The sequence below is a fragment of the Enterococcus sp. DIV0187 genome (genome assembly GCF_051713785.1).
GTDB classification, from domain to species: domain Bacteria; phylum Bacillota; class Bacilli; order Lactobacillales; family Enterococcaceae; genus Enterococcus_A; species Enterococcus_A avium.
Genome location: NZ_JBIOQO010000001.1, coordinates 241,121 through 257,835 on the forward strand (window position 1 = coordinate 241,121; position 16,715 = coordinate 257,835).

The following is a 16,715-nucleotide window of genomic DNA, read 5'->3' on the forward strand; positions in this document are numbered from 1 at the left end:
AGTAGCGTGTCAGTCAGTCAAACGGTAAAAGATTTTGTTACTTTAGCTATTCAATCAGGCGGTTGGATGGAGATGGATCGTTTATATTTAGAAAATCGGGTTATCGCGATGATTGGGGAGAACTCCTTATCAAAAGCCGAAAATCGCATGGTATCAGAGAGTGCAGTTGAATTAGTCGATCAACTTTTAGTTCAAGCAGAAAAGAATCAAGTAATTAAGGATTTACAGGCTGAAAGAGATATGTTAGAAGCTCAATTGATGGATTTGATGACTCCACCACCCTCTGTTGTAAATGCTTATTTCGCTCAGTACTATTCAAAGGATCCTGTCCAAGCGACAGATTATTTCTTCAAGTTAAGCAAAGACAATGATTATATCAAAACTCGAGAAATTGCTCGTAATATTATTTTTCCTGCTAAAACAGAATACGGTGAGTTGGAAATTACAATTAATTTATCAAAACCAGAAAAGGATCCGAAGCAAATTGCCGCAGAAAGACAACTGAAGCAAGTCAATTATCCAGATTGCATGTTGTGTATGGAAAACGAAGGATACAAAGGACGAATGAATTATCCTGCACGGACCAATCATCGTATTATTCGAATGAATCTTGATGGCGAAAGCTGGGGCTTCCAATATTCACCGTACGCTTATTACAATGAGCACTGTATTATTTTATCGGAAGAACATCGCCCAATGAAGATAACAAAAGCAACTTTTCGACGTCTGTTAAAAATCATAGAAGTCCTGCCGCATTATTTTGTTGGCTCAAATGCGGACTTGCCAATTGTTGGTGGGTCTATTCTTTCTCATGATCATTACCAAGGTGGGCGACATACTTTTCCGATGGCTGTGGCCGAGATTGAACGAAATTTTGAGCTGAAAGATTTTCCAAATGTTAAAGCCGGTATTGTTAAGTGGCCAATGTCTGTGATTCGTTTACAAGGAAAAAATCAAGAAGATTTGATTGAAGCATCACAATTAATTTTTGAAAAATGGCAAAATTATTCGGACGAGGCATTGCAAATCGTAGCTCAAACTGCAGATGGCACACCTCATCATACAATTACGCCAATTGCTCGCCGAAAAGACGATTTATTTGAAATGGATCTAGTTTTACGAGATAACAATGTCTCTGAAGAGTTTCCTGATGGTATTTTTCACCCTCATCCGGATGTTCAACATATTAAGAAGGAAAATATTGGACTGATTGAAGTGATGGGATTGGCTGTTTTACCTCCACGTCTAGAATCAGAGTTAAAAGAAGTTGAAAAATACTTATTAGCTGAAAAAAATGATATTGCTGATTATCACCTAAAATGGGCAGAGGAATTAAAAGCCGATGCTCAAATTACACAAGAAAATGTAACTCAAGTTGTTCAAAAAGCAGTAGGAGCAGTTTTTGCTCGCGTTTTGGAAGATGCAGGAGTTTTTAAACGGGATGTCGAAGGGCAAGAAGGATTTACACGCTTTATTAAAACTTTGTAGAAAGGGGCAGCGATGGCAACTATTCGAGATATTGCAAAATTAGCAGGTGTTTCACCTGCCACAGTTTCTCGTGTGCTGAATTACGATCAAGAATTATCCGTCGCCCAAGAAACAAAGCAGCGCATTTTTGAAGTGGCGGAGGAATTAAATTACACGAAACATAAGCGTGCTAACAAGGCGGTGAAATCTGTGATCCGTCTTGTACAATGGTACAACGAAGCGGAGGAATTAGCAGATTTATATTATTTATCAATTCGTTTAGGGATTGAGAAAAAAGCTGAAGAGTTAAACATCCAAATTCGCCGAGAAACCCTAAATGATTTGTCAGATACTCAAGTCAGCGGAACAATCGCATTAGGTAAATTCGATGCTGAACAAATACGACAGTTAAGAAAAGTTGATGATAATTTATTATTTGTTGATTTTGACGGGATGAATATGGGCTTAAATTCAATAGTCGTGGATTTTGATCAAAGTCTGAATTTGGTGATTGACTACTTTATTCAACAGGGTCATCAAAAAATTGGGATACTTTCTGGCAAAGAGACAACTAAACACAACTTGCAGCCAATCGAAGATCCACGATTGCATGCATTTAAAACGAAGCTGGAACAAATCAATCTCTATCGACCGGAATTCACTTTGACGGCTGCTTTTTCAATGGAAGCTGGAAAAACAGCGATGACAAAATTTTTAGTGGAAACGAAAGAGTATCCAAATGCATTGTTCGCCTCCAGTGATGCATTGGCTGTGGGGGCGATGCAAGCGATTCAAGAAGCAGGATTGAAAATTCCCGAAGATATTTCTGTGATTGGCTTCAATGACGTCAGTGTGGCGAAATATGTATCTCCATCTTTATCAACTGTTAAAGTTGAAACTGAATGGATGGGTGAACTAGCTGTCTCAACAATTTTGGAGTTAGCAAAAGAAGTTTCTCCAATACCGCGAAAAATTACGTTGGGAACTAAATTGATTCAACGAGATTCTACAAAATAATTTTCAATAATTGTGAAATTTTCATGGAAAAAATTCAATTAGCAACCGAATGATCATTTTCCTATCAAATATGATAGTGGATGATTGTTCGGCTTTTTTTCTGTCAATTTAAGGAAAGCAGAAATCTTTGAACAGTTAGTAGGAAAGCAAATATAGTTTGTGTTAAAATATTGCTATCTTAAATGCGAGGAAATGAAATTTCATGAAATTATTAGCGATGGATACATCCAATCAAACATTAGCTGTGGCAGTTTTAGAAAATGAAAAGCTGTTAGCTCACTTTCAATTAAATCGAAAAATGAATCATAGTTTGACCTTAATGCCGGCGATCGAGTCGGTGATGCAGGCAAGCGGATTAGAGCCTGCTGATTTGGACCGGATTGTCGTAGCCAAGGGTCCAGGATCGTACACGGGTATCCGAATCGCTGTAACAACCGCGAAAACTTTAGCAGAAACACTGAAAATTGAATTGACCACAGTTTCTAGTTTGGCGGTGATTGCTGGAAACATACATACAGATAAATTAATTATCCCAATGATGGATGCTCGTCGTAACAATGTCTACGCGAGTGCATATCGCTGGGAAGATCATAGACTAGTTAATATTTTAGCTGATCAGCATATCGCGCTAATTGATTTGTTGGAGCAGATTAAAGAACCAGCGTATTTTGTTGGTGAGGCCTATAAGTTTAATGAGCAAATCATGTCTGCGATACCAACCGCGGAAGTTTCTGAAGCGGATGAGTTGAACTTGCCTAATGGTATTGTTTTAGGAAATCTAGGTTTTCTTGCGCAACCTATTGAAAATGTTCATGGATTGGTACCAGAATATTTGAAGCGAGTGGAGGCAGAAGAAAAATGGTTGGAGAATCATCAGCCAGAGGACGAAAACTATGTTGAAAAAATTTAGCGGATTAGTAAGAACGATCCTTTATGGGAAACAATACCCTTTCAATGCTAAAAGCGTGATTTTAGGCGATGAAGAATTTTTATTGAGAGAAATCATTGACCAAGATATCAAAGAATTGATTGCTCTAGAGCGTGATGTTTATTTTGGTGAAACCCCTTGGACTAAAAGTGCATTTCTTTCAGAAGTTCATTCGCCGATCCCTCATTTGTATATCTGCATGGTAACGAGACAATCAACTATTGCGGGGTTTATTGGTAGTCGTTTGATTGGTAACGATACCCACATTACCAATATAGCAGTAGCAACTGCATTTCAAAATCGTGGGATTGGTAAGCTATTGATTGACGAAGTCGAAAATTTCGCTATAATGAACGATTGTGAAACACTCTCCTTAGAAGTACGTCTCAGTAATACCGATGCTCAGCGTTTATATCGGCGATTGGGATTTTCTGCACGGAATATTAGAAAAAATTATTACACTGAGAATAACGAGGATGCTTTGGACATGATTAAACGTTTGGAAGTGGGATAGTTGGAAGAGTTAGCAAGAAGATTTTGGGAGATCAGCCAAACTGCGTATGCTTTTGACTCTCCGTGGACGATCAGTCAATTTGTCAGCGATATGAGACAACCTCATAGCCATTATTTCTCAGAAGAAACAGAGATTATCGCTTTTCTGGGATTTCATCAAGTATGTGATGAAATCGAAATTACGAATATCGCTTCTGAAATAAAGGGTCAAGGACATGGCAAAAAGCTAATGAAACGCTTGATTCGTTATGCAGAGTCACAGAAAATAGCGAGTATTTTTCTAGAAGTACGTGCTTCGAATCAAGAGGCGCGTCTTTTTTATGAGAAGTTCGGCTTTCAAGAAATTGGAATTCGAAAAAAATATTATCAGCACCCTCAAGAAGATGCGGTACTGATGTCTTTGAAAGTAGGAAATGCAGATGAATGAAAAAGAACTTATTTTGGCAATCGAAAGCAGCTGTGATGAAACGAGTGTGGCAGTAATCGAAAATGGCGAAAAAATTCTATCCAATATTGTTGCTTCGCAAATTAAAAGTCATAAACGTTTTGGCGGGGTTGTTCCAGAAGTGGCTAGCCGCCATCATGTGGAACAAATTACTATTTGTATCGAAGAAGCATTGATTGAAGCAAATGTAACAGCAAAAGATCTCAGTGCTGTAGCAGTTACCTATGGACCAGGGCTTGTGGGAGCTCTATTGATTGGTTTGAGTGCAGCCAAAGCTTTTGCCTGGGCCAATGGACTTCCATTATTACCAATCAACCATATGGCAGGACATATTTATGCAGCGCGTCTGGTTGAACCATTAGAGTTTCCCTTGATGGCTTTGTTAGTTAGTGGCGGACATACTGAATTGGTTTATATGGAAAAAGATGGCTCGTTTGAGATTATCGGTGAGACTCGTGATGATGCAGCTGGTGAAGCCTATGATAAAGTTGGGCGTGTATTGGGATTAAGTTATCCCAGTGGTAAAGAAATCGATGAATTGGCACACCAAGGAGAAGATACGTATGATTTTCCTCGTGCCATGATCAAAGAAGATAATTTTGATTTTAGTTTTAGTGGGTTGAAGAGTGCTTTTATAAACTTGACTCATAACGCTGAACAACGCGGAGAAAAATTAGATAAGAAAAATTTAGCAGCAAGCTTTCAAGCAAGTGTCGTTGAGGTTTTAGTGAAAAAGACAATTAAGGCGTGCAAAACGTATCCAGTTAAACAATTGATCGTTGCTGGCGGTGTTGCGGCTAATAAAGGGCTACGGGAGAAAATGTCCTTTGCAATTAGCGAGGAATTACCTACCATGAAACTGATTGTACCGCCACTACGCTTATGCGGCGATAATGCAGCAATGATTGGAGCCGCGGCTCATATTGAGCTGCAAAAACATCATTTTGCAGAAATGAACTTAAATGCTAATCCAAGTTTAGCATTCCAACACATCTAACGCCTTGCTATAATGAGGTCAAGGAGGCGATTAGATGAAAAATTCTTGGCAAGAGCAATTTCCAATCGATCTACAGCCAACCATGGAACAGATGAAAGAATATGTAACTGACACTTATTTTGAAAAATTATTGGATTATTTGACAGTAAAATATCATCCTAAATTTTCCATCGAATATTCGAAGGAGAAAGGGTCGTTTTGGAGGCTGGCATGTAAAAGCGAAAAAGTACGGCGGTAATATAGGCACGATTTATTTTCTAGATGACAACGCTAGAATGATGGTTGTTGTATCTGATCTCTATCAGGAAGAATTAGCAGAGAACATTGCTTCAATGTCACAATCAGTTCAGCAAACGTTTAAAGAGGACAAACCAGTTATGGGCGGTCACTGGTTTGTTGTTGAACTTACTTCCGAGCAAGCATTTACTGATCTTAAATATCTAATTACATTGCGTATTCGAAAATTGCAAAAAAAGTAGTCACTTAAGCAGCTGTTTTTCAGCTGTTTTTTTGGGAAAAGAGAATAAGAATGTTCTCTTTTGGTTATGTTGGTTCTAGGCTTTAAAATTTCTTGTTTACTTTAGGCTTATCTGTCGAACTAATTGATGCTTTCATTGCAGTGAAACCTTTGATTTCTAGATGACATACGGTCTTCAACTTGAAAGCGAGCTTGTCGCGCAAGAGTATTCATCTGTAAGCTGAATCTCATCAAAACTCGTTAAACGAACAAATAGATGGCTTCCTTGAAATTCTTCTAAGGAAGCTTTTTATATAAATATTTCAAAATTGAGGTTGATACTTTCATTTTATTCAGTTATTATGAATAAAAATGAAATAATTTTGGATGTAACGAATGAATATTCAAAAATGGAGGCGTTATGATGATGAATATCTTTCAAGGGAAAAGTTTTTTAAAGGAAATGGATTTTACTAAAGATGAGTTGCTTTATTTGATTGATTTTGCAGCACATTTAAAAGAATTAAAGAAACAAAATATTCCGCATAAATATTTAGCGGGGAAAAATATTGCGTTACTTTTTGAAAAGACCTCTACGCGTACGAGGGCGGCTTTTACGACAGCCGCTAATGATTTAGGTGCTCATCCCGAATATTTAGGTAAAAATGATATTCAATTGGGAAAGAAAGAGTCTGTAGAGGATACAGCAAAAGTGTTAGGCAGTATGTTTGATGGTATTGAATATCGTGGATTTTCACAAACGGCAGTTGAAGCTTTGGCAGAACATTCTGGGGTACCCGTTTGGAATGGCCTCACTGACGCATGGCACCCAACTCAAATGTTGGCAGATTTTTTAACGATCAAGGAGCACTTTGGAAAGTTGGAGGATCTGACTTTGGCTTATGTGGGTGATGGACGAAACAATGTAGCAAACTCACTGCTAATTACCAGTGCCATTTTGGGCGTAAATATCTCAATCGTAACTCCAGAAAAACTATCTCCAGAACAAAATTTGATTACGATCGCTGAAAAATACGCTGAAGAATCCGAGTCAAAGGTTTTAGTGACAGATGACATTGACAAGGGAGTAGCGCAGGCTGATATTATTTATACCGATGTATGGGTATCGATGGGCGAAGAGGCGGCTTTCAAAGAGCGAATTGATTTATTGTTACCTTATCAGGTCAATCAAACACTAATGGAAAAAACTCAGAAAGCGGAAACGATTTTCTTACATTGCTTACCAGCATTTCATGATCTTGAAACAAAAGTTGCCGAAGAAATCAAAGAAAAATATAATTTAGCTGAAATGGAAGTGACAGATGATGTTTTTCGTGCCGAGAATGCATTACAATTCCAACAAGCTGAAAACCGTATGCATACGATCAAGGCGGTGATGGCAGCAACATTAGGAAATTTGTTCATTCCGAAAGCATAAAGTATTTTTCCCGACTAGTCAGATGAAGTTTTTTCTGTTAATATAAATGCCAGATAATTATTTCATCGATGAAAAAGAGAAGTCTATTGTGCAGTTTTTTAGCGAGTTCGGGCAGGTGGGAGCCGAATAAACAAAAATAGAGGGCGCACTTTTGAGATGAAGCGGCAGCTACCGTTATAGCCTAAGCTGGTCATTTATGACAATAAGAGTGGTACCGCGGGAATTCTCGTCTCTGATGTATTTATACATCAGAGATTTTTTTGTTTTATTTTGACTCTTCAATTCATCAACGAAGCGTTGAGGACTGGTCACTTTTTTATCTTTAGAAAAGTATTTATAAGGAGGAATTTGGATGAATAATAAAGATATCGTTGCACAAGCTGTTTTTGAAGCAGTTAAGGAAAACCTAACATTGCCAGAAGTTGAACGTTTACTAGAAAATCCTAAATCAGTTGATCATGGGGATGTTGCTTTTCCCACATTTGCTTTAGCAAAAGTTTTTCGTAAAGCGCCACAGCAAATTGCTGCAGAATTAGTAGAACAAATCAATCCAGAAGCGTTTGAAAAAATTGAAGTGGTCGGCCCATATTTAAACTTCTTTATGAAAAAAGAAGTTATTTCAAGTATGGTCTTAAAACAAATTCTGAAGGAAGAAAATCATTTTGGTGATAGTAATATTGGAAATGAAGGCAATGTGACGATTGATATGTCTTCACCAAATATTGCAAAACCTATTTCAATGGGGCATTTACGCTCGACCGTTATTGGGAATTCTATCAGCTTGATTCTAAGCAAAATTGGTTATAATCCAATCAAAATCAATCACCTAGGAGACTGGGGAACCCAATTCGGGAAACTGATTGTTGCTTATAAAAAATGGGGATCAGAAGAGAAGGTTAAAGCTGAACCAATCAATGAACTACTACGTCTATATGTAGAATTTCATGAAAAAGCCGAAGATGAACCGGAGTTGAACGATGAAGCGCGAGCTTGGTTCAAAAAACTGGAAGAAAATGATCAAGAGGCTTTGGACTTATGGAAGTGGTTCCGTAGTGAATCATTAAAAGAGTTCAATAAAATTTACGGTATGCTGGAAGTAGAATTTGATTCCTATAATGGCGAAGCTTTTTATAATGATAAGATGGATGAAGTTGTCACAATGTTGGAAGAAAAACATTTATTACAAACCAACGAGGGAGCCGAAATCGTCGATCTTGAAAAATACGATTTGAATCCCGCATTGATTAAAAAATCCGACGGGGCAACCTTATACATTACACGTGATTTAGCAGCGGCACTTTATCGCAAGCGTGAGTATAATTTTGTTAAATCACTATATGTTGTTGGAAATGAACAGAGTGGGCACTTCAAACAATTGAAAGCTGTTTTGAAGGAAATGGATTTTGATTGGTCAGACGAAATGGTTCATATCCCATTTGGCTTGATTACAAAAGATGGGAAGAAATTGTCTACTCGTAAAGGGAAAATCGTTTTGTTAGAAGAAGTTCTAAATGAAGCAAAAGATTCCGCACTTGCACAAATCCAAGAAAAAAATCCCGATTTGCCAAATAAAGAAGAAGTAGCTCATCAAGTGGGCGTTGGTGCGGTAGTCTTCCATGATTTAAAAAATGATCGTTTAAATAACTTCGATTTTAGTTTAGAAGAAGTAGTACGCTTTGAAGGAGAAACAGGCCCCTACGTTCAATATACTCATGCACGTGCTATGACTGTTTTGGAAAAAGGAAATTTTGCTGTTGATTCAGAAGCAATGTATGCTTTAAACGATTCTGACAGTTGGGAAATCATTAAGTTATTGCAAAGCTATCCAGAAGTAGTGATGCAAGCGGCTGATCAATATGAACCATCTGTGATTGCAAAGCATTCGATTAAACTGGCTCAAGCGTTCAATAAATATTATGCTCATACGAAAATTTTAGTTGAAGATGAACAAAAAGAAGCTCGCTTGGCATTGGTTTATGCTGTAACAATAATTTTGAAAGAGGATCTGCGTTTGTTAGGAGTTCACGCACCTAATAAAATGTAGTGTCATAGAATTTGGAAAAGAAGTTGTGAGGATAACCTTGCAACTTCTTTTTGTATTTCAATTTTTTTTGCTGAAACAACACAAACTGTGGTATACTTTGACAAAATAAAAAAGGTGTCAAGACACCTAGGAAGGCGCGTTGCATGAAAAAATTTCTTTTTGGATTAGGTTGTCTCGGAATGGTAGGATTATTAGCAGCTTGCGGTCGAGGTCAAGCTGAAAATAAGTCGGAAAAAGAAGAACCTGATCAGAAGATAGCTTTGATCTTAGGTTTTGGTGGCGTAGATGATCATTCTTTTAATCAGGCTGGTTGGGAAGGCCTTGAAAAATGGGGAGAAGAAAAGGATTTAAAAGCCAAGAAGGATTTCACTTATCTTGAAACGAACGATCCGCAGGAAAACAGTACGAATATTAGTCAGGCAGTTGAAAATGGCTTTACGACAATTATTAGTCTAAGTTATTTACAAGCGGATGCGATTAAAGAAGCGGCTGAACAAAATCCAAAATTAAATTTTGCATTGATTGATGGTGAGATTTCAAATGAAAAGAACATTGTTTCTGCAACATTTAAGGATCAGGAAAGTGCTTATTTAGCTGGATTAGCAGCTGCTTACAGCACTAAAAAGAATCATGTTGGTTTTATTGGTGGAATGGAAGGTCCAGTAATCCAACGGTTTCAGAGCGGGTTTGAGGAGGGAGTCAAAGCCGGGGCTAAGAATCTAGGAAAAAAGATTTCAATTGACGCACAATACGCAGCTTCTTATGACGCTCCAGATAGAGGTAAAGCTATTGCTGCTTCTATGTATAAAGAAGGAGCAGATATTATATATCAAGCTGCAGGAAGCACTGGAGCTGGCGTTTTTCAAGAAGCGAAAGCTCGAAATGAAAACGATAAAACTCAGAAGGTTTGGGTCATTGGAGTAGATCGAGATCAAACAGATGAGGGTGATTACCATATGACTGAAGATAAAATTGGAAATTTTACCTTAACTTCAACTAAAAAGAATGTTGGAGCAGCAGTTAGAAAAATTGCAGCAGCCTCGTATGAAAAAGATTTTCCTGGTGGTGAGCATTTAGAGTTTGGATTAAAGGAAGGCGGAGTAAACCTAACCAAGGGCCAGTTATCTAAAGAAGCCTACGAAGCTGTAACAACGGCTAAAAAACAAATTATAGATGGAAAAATCAAAGTACCTGAAAATTAGTGAAACGCGCTCCTATGAATTAGGGGCGCGTTGTTTTGGAACTGTAAGGAAAGTATAAAATTGAATAAATCGCTTTACAGCAGATACATGCATGTCTGAAATCCTCAGCTTTTTCTTATTGCTCAAAAGCTGAGGGATTTCGCGCAGCCTTTTATAGATATAGAGCTTCCTTACTTTTAAGAGAAAATTGACCGCTGTGAAGGATCTTGCAGAAAAGCAGTGACTTGTTGTGCGTCTGCAGGTGTCCTTGAGATAATAATAATAGTATCAAAACTTGCCATTGTTGCAACAATCAATTCACTCGAAAGATCATCTAGGACAGCAGCCAATAAATGCGCATTATCAGGAAGTGTACTGACGATAGTCATAAATTGAACAGTATCAACCTTGACGATAACATTGTTTGTCATACGTATAAGTCGCTTAATATCATCATCCTCAGTCGGTTCTTGCTGATCTTGGAACAATTCAAAACGTGGCTTGCCGGATTCATCAATTGTTTTTACGATTTTTAGGTCACGAATATCACGTGAAATCGTAGCTTGAGTCGCCGAGACTTGATATTGTTGTAAATAATCCATCAATTCATTTTGATTTCGGATTGCATTTTCTGAAATGATTTTTTTAATTAGTTCGTGTCGATCTTTTTTTCGCATAAAAAAACTCCTTGCCTGTGTAATAGTAGAGCGGTTAAACTCTAAAAAATGATTTAAGGGATAAAGTGAATATCATTCACTTATTTTGGGATTCTTTTTCTGGGATAGGAACGGTATAAATGATAATTATGCACTCAGTATAGCAGAAAAAGATTTTTTAAACAGTATTCCTAACTAAATAATAATTAACAGAAAGCTAAATAAAAAAGATTGATTTATTAAAAAGAGTCTTGTATAATTACTAATTGTGTGTAGGCGACTATATACAAAAAAATCCACATTCTGACTTGATTTATAAGGCGGTGCTGCTTGTCAGTTCCTTATAAAGAAGAGAGCAGGAGAGGAAAACAAAAACCAAATTGGAGGAAACACAAATGTCAGTATTGTCTATGAAACAATTACTAGAAGCCGGCGTACACTTTGGTCACCAAACTCGTCGCTGGAACCCAAAAATGAAGAAATACATCTTCACAGAAAGAAACGGAATCTACATCATTGACTTACAAAAAACAGTTAAATTAGTAGATGCTGCTTACGATTACATGAAAGATATTGCTGAAGATGGCGGCGTTGCATTGTTCGTAGGTACTAAAAAACAAGCACAAGAAGCAATCAAAGAAGAAGCAGTTCGCGCTGGACAATTCTATGTTAACCACCGTTGGTTAGGTGGAACTTTAACTAACTGGGATACAATTCAAAAACGTATCGCTCGTTTGAAACAAATCAACGCTATGGAACAAGACGGTACTTTTGAAGTATTGCCTAAAAAAGAAGTTGTTGGTTTGAACAAAGAACGTGAACGTTTAGAAAAATTCTTAGGCGGTATCGCTGATATGCCTCGCATCCCTGATGTTATGTATATCGTTGACCCTCGTAAAGAACGTATCGCTGTTCAAGAAGCTCAAAAATTAAACATTCCAATCGTTGCTATGGTTGATACAAATTGCGACCCAGATGAAATTGACGTAGTTATCCCTTCAAACGATGATGCTATTCGCGCCGTGAAATTAATCACTGCTAAAATGGCTGATGCTTTCATCGAAGGAAACCAAGGGGAAGATCAAGTAGCAGAAGAAGACTTCGTTGCTGAAGATGGCGGACAAGCAACTTCAATCGAAGAAATCGTTGATGTAGTGGAAGGCGACAATGCTTCTACTGAATCAGCTGAATAATTTCGTAGCATATGCTGCTTCAAAGTAAATATTTTCCTTTGAAGCAGCTTTTTTAGAAAATCTAAGGAGGCCCTTAAAAATGGCAGACGTAACAGCTAAAATGGTAAAAGAACTACGCGATATGACTGGCGTAGGAATGATGGATGCAAAACGCGCATTAGTAGAAGTAGAAGGCGATATTGAAAAAGCTGTGGATCTTTTACGCGAAAAAGGTATGGCTAAAGCAGCTAAGAAAAATGACCGTATTGCTGCTGAAGGTTTAGCTTCAGTTGCGATTCATGGAAACACTGCAGCAATCGTGGAAGTGAATTCTGAAACGGACTTCGTTTCTAAAAACGAAATGTTCCAAGACTTAGTGAAAGAAATTGCATCTTTAGTTGCTGAACATAAACCTGCTGACATGGAAGCAGCAATGAAATTAACAAACGCTAAAGGTGAAACTTTAGAAGCAGCTTTGATCGAAGCAACACAAGTTATTGGTGAAAAAATCAACTTCCGTCGTTTTGAAGTTGTTGAAAAAGAAGACAATGCAGCATTTGGCGGATATCTGCACATGGGCGGACGTATCGCTGTTTTAGCTCTATTGAACGGCACAACTGACGAGTCAGTTGCAAAAGATGTTGCTATGCATGTGGCAGCAATCAACCCTCGTTACGTAAATGAAAGTCAAATTCCAGAATCAGAATTAGAACATGAAAAAGCTGTTCTTACTGAGCAAGCATTAAACGAAGGTAAACCAGCTAATATTGTTGAGAAAATGGTGGTTGGTCGTTTGAATAAATTTAAAGCAGAAATCGCTTTGGTTGACCAACCATTCGTTAAAGATCCAGACATGACTGTTGAAAAATATGTATCTTCTAAAGGTGCGACAGTTGCAAGCTTCGTTCGTTTTGAAGTAGGCGAAGGGATCGAAAAACGCGAAGACAACTTTGTAGAAGAAGTTATGAGTCAAATTAAAAAATAATTCTGTTTTTAAACAGTTGGGAACGCACGACAAATGTGCGCTCCCTTTTTTTAAGCAAATTCAAATTTGGCTGGCTTCAAAGACAGAGTATGCTAAAATATCATTAGAGTGACAGTGGAGGTATTGTGATGAATGAACCAAAGTATAAACGTGTAGTATTGAAACTCAGCGGAGAAGCATTGGCAGGTGATGAAAAATTCGGTATCAAACCGCCGGTGATCCAAGAAATCGTGGAGGAAATAAAAGAAGTTCACGATCTAGGGATTGAAATGGCAATTATTGTTGGCGGTGGAAACATTTGGCGTGGACAAATTGGTGCTGAAATGGGGATGGAACGTGCACAAGCGGATTATATGGGCATGTTGGCAACAGTAATGAATGCTTTAGCGTTGCAAGATGCGTTGGAAAATATCGACGTACCCACTCGTGTTCAAACATCAATTGAAATGCGTCAAATTGCTGAACCTTATATTCGGCGTAAAGCAGAGCGTCATCTTGAAAAGGGACGTATTGTCATTTTTGCTGGTGGTACAGGAAATCCTTATTTTTCAACTGATACGACAGCGGCATTAAGAGCAGCAGAGGTAAATGCTGATGTGATCTTGATGGCTAAGAATAACGTCGACGGTGTTTATTCAGCTGATCCAAAACTTGATGAAAATGCAGTGAAATATGAAGAACTAACTCATTTAGATGTCATCGCTAAAGGATTGCAAGTGATGGATTCAACGGCGAGCTCATTAAGTATGGACAATGATATTCCACTTGTTGTCTTTAATTTAAATGAACCAGGAAATATCAAACGTGTTGTACTCGGTGAAAACATCGGGACGACGGTAAGGGGGAAATAACATGGCAGATGCAGTAATGAATGAAGCAAGAGACAAAATGAAGAAGGCCCAAGAAGCGTTGCAACGTCAACTAGGTCAAATTCGTGCAGGACGTGCGAATGCGAGTTTACTTGACCGCATCACAGTTGATTATTATGGGGTGCCCACACCTGTTAATCAGATGGCATCAATTACGATTCCTGAAGCCCGTGTGTTAATGGTTACACCATTTGATAAAAATATGATCAATGACGTAGAAAAAGCTATTTTGGCTAGTGATATTGGGTTGAATCCGGCTAACGACGGGAATGTGATTCGTTTAGTAATCCCTCAATTAACAGAAGAACGCCGAAAAGAACTAGCTAAAGAAGTAAAGAAAGAATCAGAAGGTGCAAAAATTGCTGTCCGTAACATTCGTCGTGATGCAATGGACGAGTACAAAAAACAACAAAAAAATGGCGATTTGACAGAAGACGATTTGCGTAATGCCGAAAAAGATATTCAAACATTGACAGATGATAATATCAAAGCGATTGATTCCATCGTTGCTGAAAAAGAAAAAGAATTACTAGAAGTTTAATTCAAAAAAAGCCTGAAGAATCGTTCTTCAGGCTTTTTTGTTGCTAAGAAAAATCATTGAAAAAGGCTAAAGGTATTTATTTTTCGTAGGAATAACTGCATTTTATTGTTATAATGGCAGATGACTTTTTAAAAGTATTTTTAAGTTGTTGACTTAATAAAGGAGGGAAAAACATGGTGTTACGATTTTTTCCACAAAAGCAAAAATATACACCAGAAGAATCGTCCTTTTCTTTCGATCCTAATAATGCAATTCCGAAACACATTGCAATCATTATGGATGGAAATGGCCGGTGGGCACAAAATCGTCGTTTGCCAAGGATCGCTGGGCACAAAGAGGGCATGGAAACAGTAAAAAAAATTACGAAGCATGCCAATCGACTTGGGGTAAAAGTGTTAACGCTGTATGCTTTCTCAACTGAGAATTGGAAACGTCCAGAAGAGGAAGTAAATTTTTTAATGCAGCTGCCAGTAGATTTTTTTGATACTTTTGTTCCAGAATTAATTGAAGAAAATGTACAGGTTCACGTGATGGGATATGAGGAGTATTTGCCTGCCCACACACAAGACGCAGTGAAACGGGCGATTGAGCAAACAGCACAAAATGATGGGTTGGTTTTAAACTTTGCTCTTAATTATGGTAGTCGCGCTGAGATCATTACGGCGATCCAACAAATCGCTGAAGAAGTTAAAAATGAAGAACTTGCAGTTCAAGAGATTAACGATGATATTGTTGGAGATCACTTGATGACAGGATTTCTACCTAAAGAACTTCGAGACCCTGAGCTAGTCGTACGTACGAGTGGTGAAGAACGGATTAGTAATTTCTTACTTTGGCAATTGGCCTATAGCGAATTATATTTTACGAAAGCCTTATGGCCAGATTTTGACGGGGATCATTTAGAAGCGGCGATTGCTTCCTTCCAACAAAGAAATCGGCGTTTTGGTGGATTGAATAAGGATACAAGTTCCACCTAAGTTTTGGGTCATCAGTAAAATAGTTGATACTTTAACTTAATTATAGAATGAATACTTTGAGTTTAACAAGGAGGATAAGAAATGAGACAACGAGTCATTACCGCAGTTGTCGCCCTAGCGATTTTTATTCCAATTCTGTATGTCGGAGGTATTGCAGTCGAATTAGCGGCAGCAGTTTTGGCAGGAATAGGAGTGTATGAGCTTTTTCGCATGAAAGGACTTGCAATTTTGAGCTTTGAAGGAGTTCTTGCAATTTTGGGAGCAATCTTTTTGGTCTTACCAGCGGAGCGTTGGCTGCCATTTTTAAGTGGCAACAATAGTAATTTTCTTTTATTTTATTTAACAGTAATGATTATTTTAGGTTTTTCAGTTGTTTCTAAAAATACTTACACTATAGATGAAGCTGGTTTTCCCGTCGTAGCAAGTCTATATGTCGGTGTTGGGTTTCAAAATTTAGTTACAGCACGAGCAGAGGGATTATCTATTTTACTTTTTGCGTTCTTTGTTGTTTGGGCAACAGATATCGGTGCATATATGGTGGGACGCCAATTTGGCAAACATAAATTATGGCCAGAAATTTCTCCCAATAAAACGATTGAAGGCGCTCTAGGAGGAATTGCTAGTGCGGTTGCAGTAGCTGTAGTGTTTTTCTTAGTGCAACCAGAGATTTTTCAGCATAATTTATTGACAATGATTCTCTTCACAATAGTATTTTCAGTTGTTGGACAATTTGGAGATTTAGTGGAATCAGCAATCAAGCGTCACTATGATGTAAAAGACTCAGGGACTATTTTACCTGGTCATGGTGGAATCTTGGATCGTTTCGACAGTATGCTGTTTGTTTTTCCCATGATGCATTTACTAGGAGTATTTTAAAAAGAGTGGCAACACTCTTTTTTTTTTGAGTAAATTTAAATACCTGCGACAAACAAAAATTTTTCTGAGAAAATTTATTATAAAACTATTTTCAAGCAGCGTCTCTTTCTGATTTACAATTAATAGCTTTGCTTGAACTGAAAACTAGTAAA

18 protein-coding genes are annotated in these 16,715 nt (G+C 37.8%); 17 read left to right on the forward strand and 1 reads right to left on the reverse strand.

What is annotated here, in order from left to right; all coding sequences use genetic code 11:
- The first annotated feature begins 6 nt into the window (after window positions 1–6).
- The 11 genes from galT (at window position 7) to IGI52_RS01280 (ending at window position 10,508) form a co-directional block, all read left to right on the forward strand.
- Window positions 7–1,488 (forward strand): UDP-glucose--hexose-1-phosphate uridylyltransferase, encoded by a 1,482-nt coding sequence (galT, locus tag IGI52_RS01230; RefSeq protein ID WP_368756968.1) that lies wholly within the window; start codon window positions 7–9, stop codon window positions 1,486–1,488.
- A gap of 12 nt (window positions 1,489–1,500) precedes the next feature.
- Window positions 1,501–2,484, forward strand: a complete 984-nt coding sequence (locus IGI52_RS01235; protein ID WP_438780179.1) for a LacI family DNA-binding transcriptional regulator — start codon at window positions 1,501–1,503, stop codon at window positions 2,482–2,484.
- 202 nt (window positions 2,485–2,686) lie between these two features.
- Complete coding sequence (tsaB, locus tag IGI52_RS01240; RefSeq protein WP_438780180.1) at window positions 2,687–3,394, forward strand: tRNA (adenosine(37)-N6)-threonylcarbamoyltransferase complex dimerization subunit type 1 TsaB; 708 nt, start codon at window positions 2,687–2,689, stop codon at window positions 3,392–3,394.
- Window positions 3,378–3,926 carry a ribosomal protein S18-alanine N-acetyltransferase gene (gene rimI / locus IGI52_RS01245; protein ID WP_438780181.1) on the forward strand — a complete coding sequence of 183 codons (549 nt, stop codon included), beginning with the start codon at window positions 3,378–3,380 and terminating at the stop codon, window positions 3,924–3,926. Before tsaB ends, rimI (IGI52_RS01245) begins: the two co-directional genes overlap by 17 nt.
- Window positions 3,927–4,352 (forward strand): ribosomal protein S18-alanine N-acetyltransferase, encoded by a 426-nt coding sequence (rimI, locus tag IGI52_RS01250; RefSeq protein ID WP_102872642.1) that lies wholly within the window; start codon window positions 3,927–3,929, stop codon window positions 4,350–4,352.
- On the forward strand, window positions 4,345–5,367 hold the full coding sequence (gene tsaD, locus IGI52_RS01255; protein WP_438780182.1) for a tRNA (adenosine(37)-N6)-threonylcarbamoyltransferase complex transferase subunit TsaD: 1,023 nt from the start codon (window positions 4,345–4,347) through the stop codon (window positions 5,365–5,367). Before rimI (IGI52_RS01250) ends, tsaD begins: the two co-directional genes overlap by 8 nt.
- 34 nt (window positions 5,368–5,401) lie before the next feature.
- Window positions 5,402–5,605, forward strand: coding sequence for a DUF3788 family protein (locus IGI52_RS01260; protein ID WP_438780183.1), 204 nt, complete (start codon window positions 5,402–5,404; stop codon window positions 5,603–5,605).
- 10 nt (window positions 5,606–5,615) lie between these two features.
- Entirely contained in the window at window positions 5,616–5,846 is a 231-nt protein-coding gene (locus IGI52_RS01265; RefSeq protein WP_438782206.1) for a DUF3788 family protein, read from the forward strand.
- A 402-nt stretch (window positions 5,847–6,248) separates the two neighbouring features.
- Window positions 6,249–7,262: an ornithine carbamoyltransferase gene (gene argF, locus IGI52_RS01270; protein ID WP_102872645.1), complete on the forward strand. Its 1,014-nt coding sequence runs from the start codon at window positions 6,249–6,251 to the stop codon at window positions 7,260–7,262.
- A 352-nt stretch (window positions 7,263–7,614) separates the two neighbouring features.
- Window positions 7,615–9,306, forward strand: a complete 1,692-nt coding sequence (gene argS, locus IGI52_RS01275; protein ID WP_311894734.1) for an arginine--tRNA ligase — start codon at window positions 7,615–7,617, stop codon at window positions 9,304–9,306.
- Between the two features lie 143 nt (window positions 9,307–9,449).
- Window positions 9,450–10,508 carry a BMP family lipoprotein gene (locus tag IGI52_RS01280; protein WP_438780184.1) on the forward strand — a complete coding sequence of 353 codons (1,059 nt, stop codon included), beginning with the start codon at window positions 9,450–9,452 and terminating at the stop codon, window positions 10,506–10,508.
- Between the two features lie 176 nt (window positions 10,509–10,684).
- Here the strand turns inward: IGI52_RS01280 and IGI52_RS01285 are convergent, their stop codons facing one another.
- The gene (locus tag IGI52_RS01285; RefSeq protein WP_438780185.1) at window positions 10,685–11,164 is read right to left on the reverse strand and encodes an arginine repressor; all 480 of its coding nucleotides are present in this window, start codon (window positions 11,162–11,164) and stop codon (window positions 10,685–10,687) included.
- A gap of 374 nt (window positions 11,165–11,538) precedes the next feature.
- On the opposite strand from IGI52_RS01285, the gene rpsB reads away from it, so the two are divergent.
- The 6 genes from rpsB (at window position 11,539) to IGI52_RS01315 (ending at window position 16,563) form a co-directional block, all read left to right on the forward strand.
- Window positions 11,539–12,336: a 30S ribosomal protein S2 gene (gene rpsB / locus IGI52_RS01290; RefSeq protein WP_102872648.1), complete on the forward strand. Its 798-nt coding sequence runs from the start codon at window positions 11,539–11,541 to the stop codon at window positions 12,334–12,336.
- 79 nt (window positions 12,337–12,415) lie between these two features.
- Window positions 12,416–13,300: a translation elongation factor Ts gene (gene tsf, locus IGI52_RS01295; RefSeq protein WP_016180701.1), complete on the forward strand. Its 885-nt coding sequence runs from the start codon at window positions 12,416–12,418 to the stop codon at window positions 13,298–13,300.
- A gap of 128 nt (window positions 13,301–13,428) precedes the next feature.
- Window positions 13,429–14,151: a UMP kinase gene (gene pyrH / locus IGI52_RS01300; protein ID WP_048721031.1), complete on the forward strand. Its 723-nt coding sequence runs from the start codon at window positions 13,429–13,431 to the stop codon at window positions 14,149–14,151.
- Window position 14,152: 1 nt separating this feature from the next.
- Entirely contained in the window at window positions 14,153–14,710 is a 558-nt protein-coding gene (gene frr / locus IGI52_RS01305) for a ribosome recycling factor (RefSeq protein ID WP_102872649.1), read from the forward strand.
- 176 nt (window positions 14,711–14,886) lie between these two features.
- Window positions 14,887–15,687, forward strand: a complete 801-nt coding sequence (locus tag IGI52_RS01310; protein ID WP_311862344.1) for an isoprenyl transferase — start codon at window positions 14,887–14,889, stop codon at window positions 15,685–15,687.
- Window positions 15,688–15,768: 81 nt separating this feature from the next.
- Window positions 15,769–16,563, forward strand: a complete 795-nt coding sequence (locus IGI52_RS01315) for a phosphatidate cytidylyltransferase (RefSeq protein ID WP_438780186.1) — start codon at window positions 15,769–15,771, stop codon at window positions 16,561–16,563.
- The last annotated feature ends 152 nt before the right edge of the window (window positions 16,564–16,715 follow it).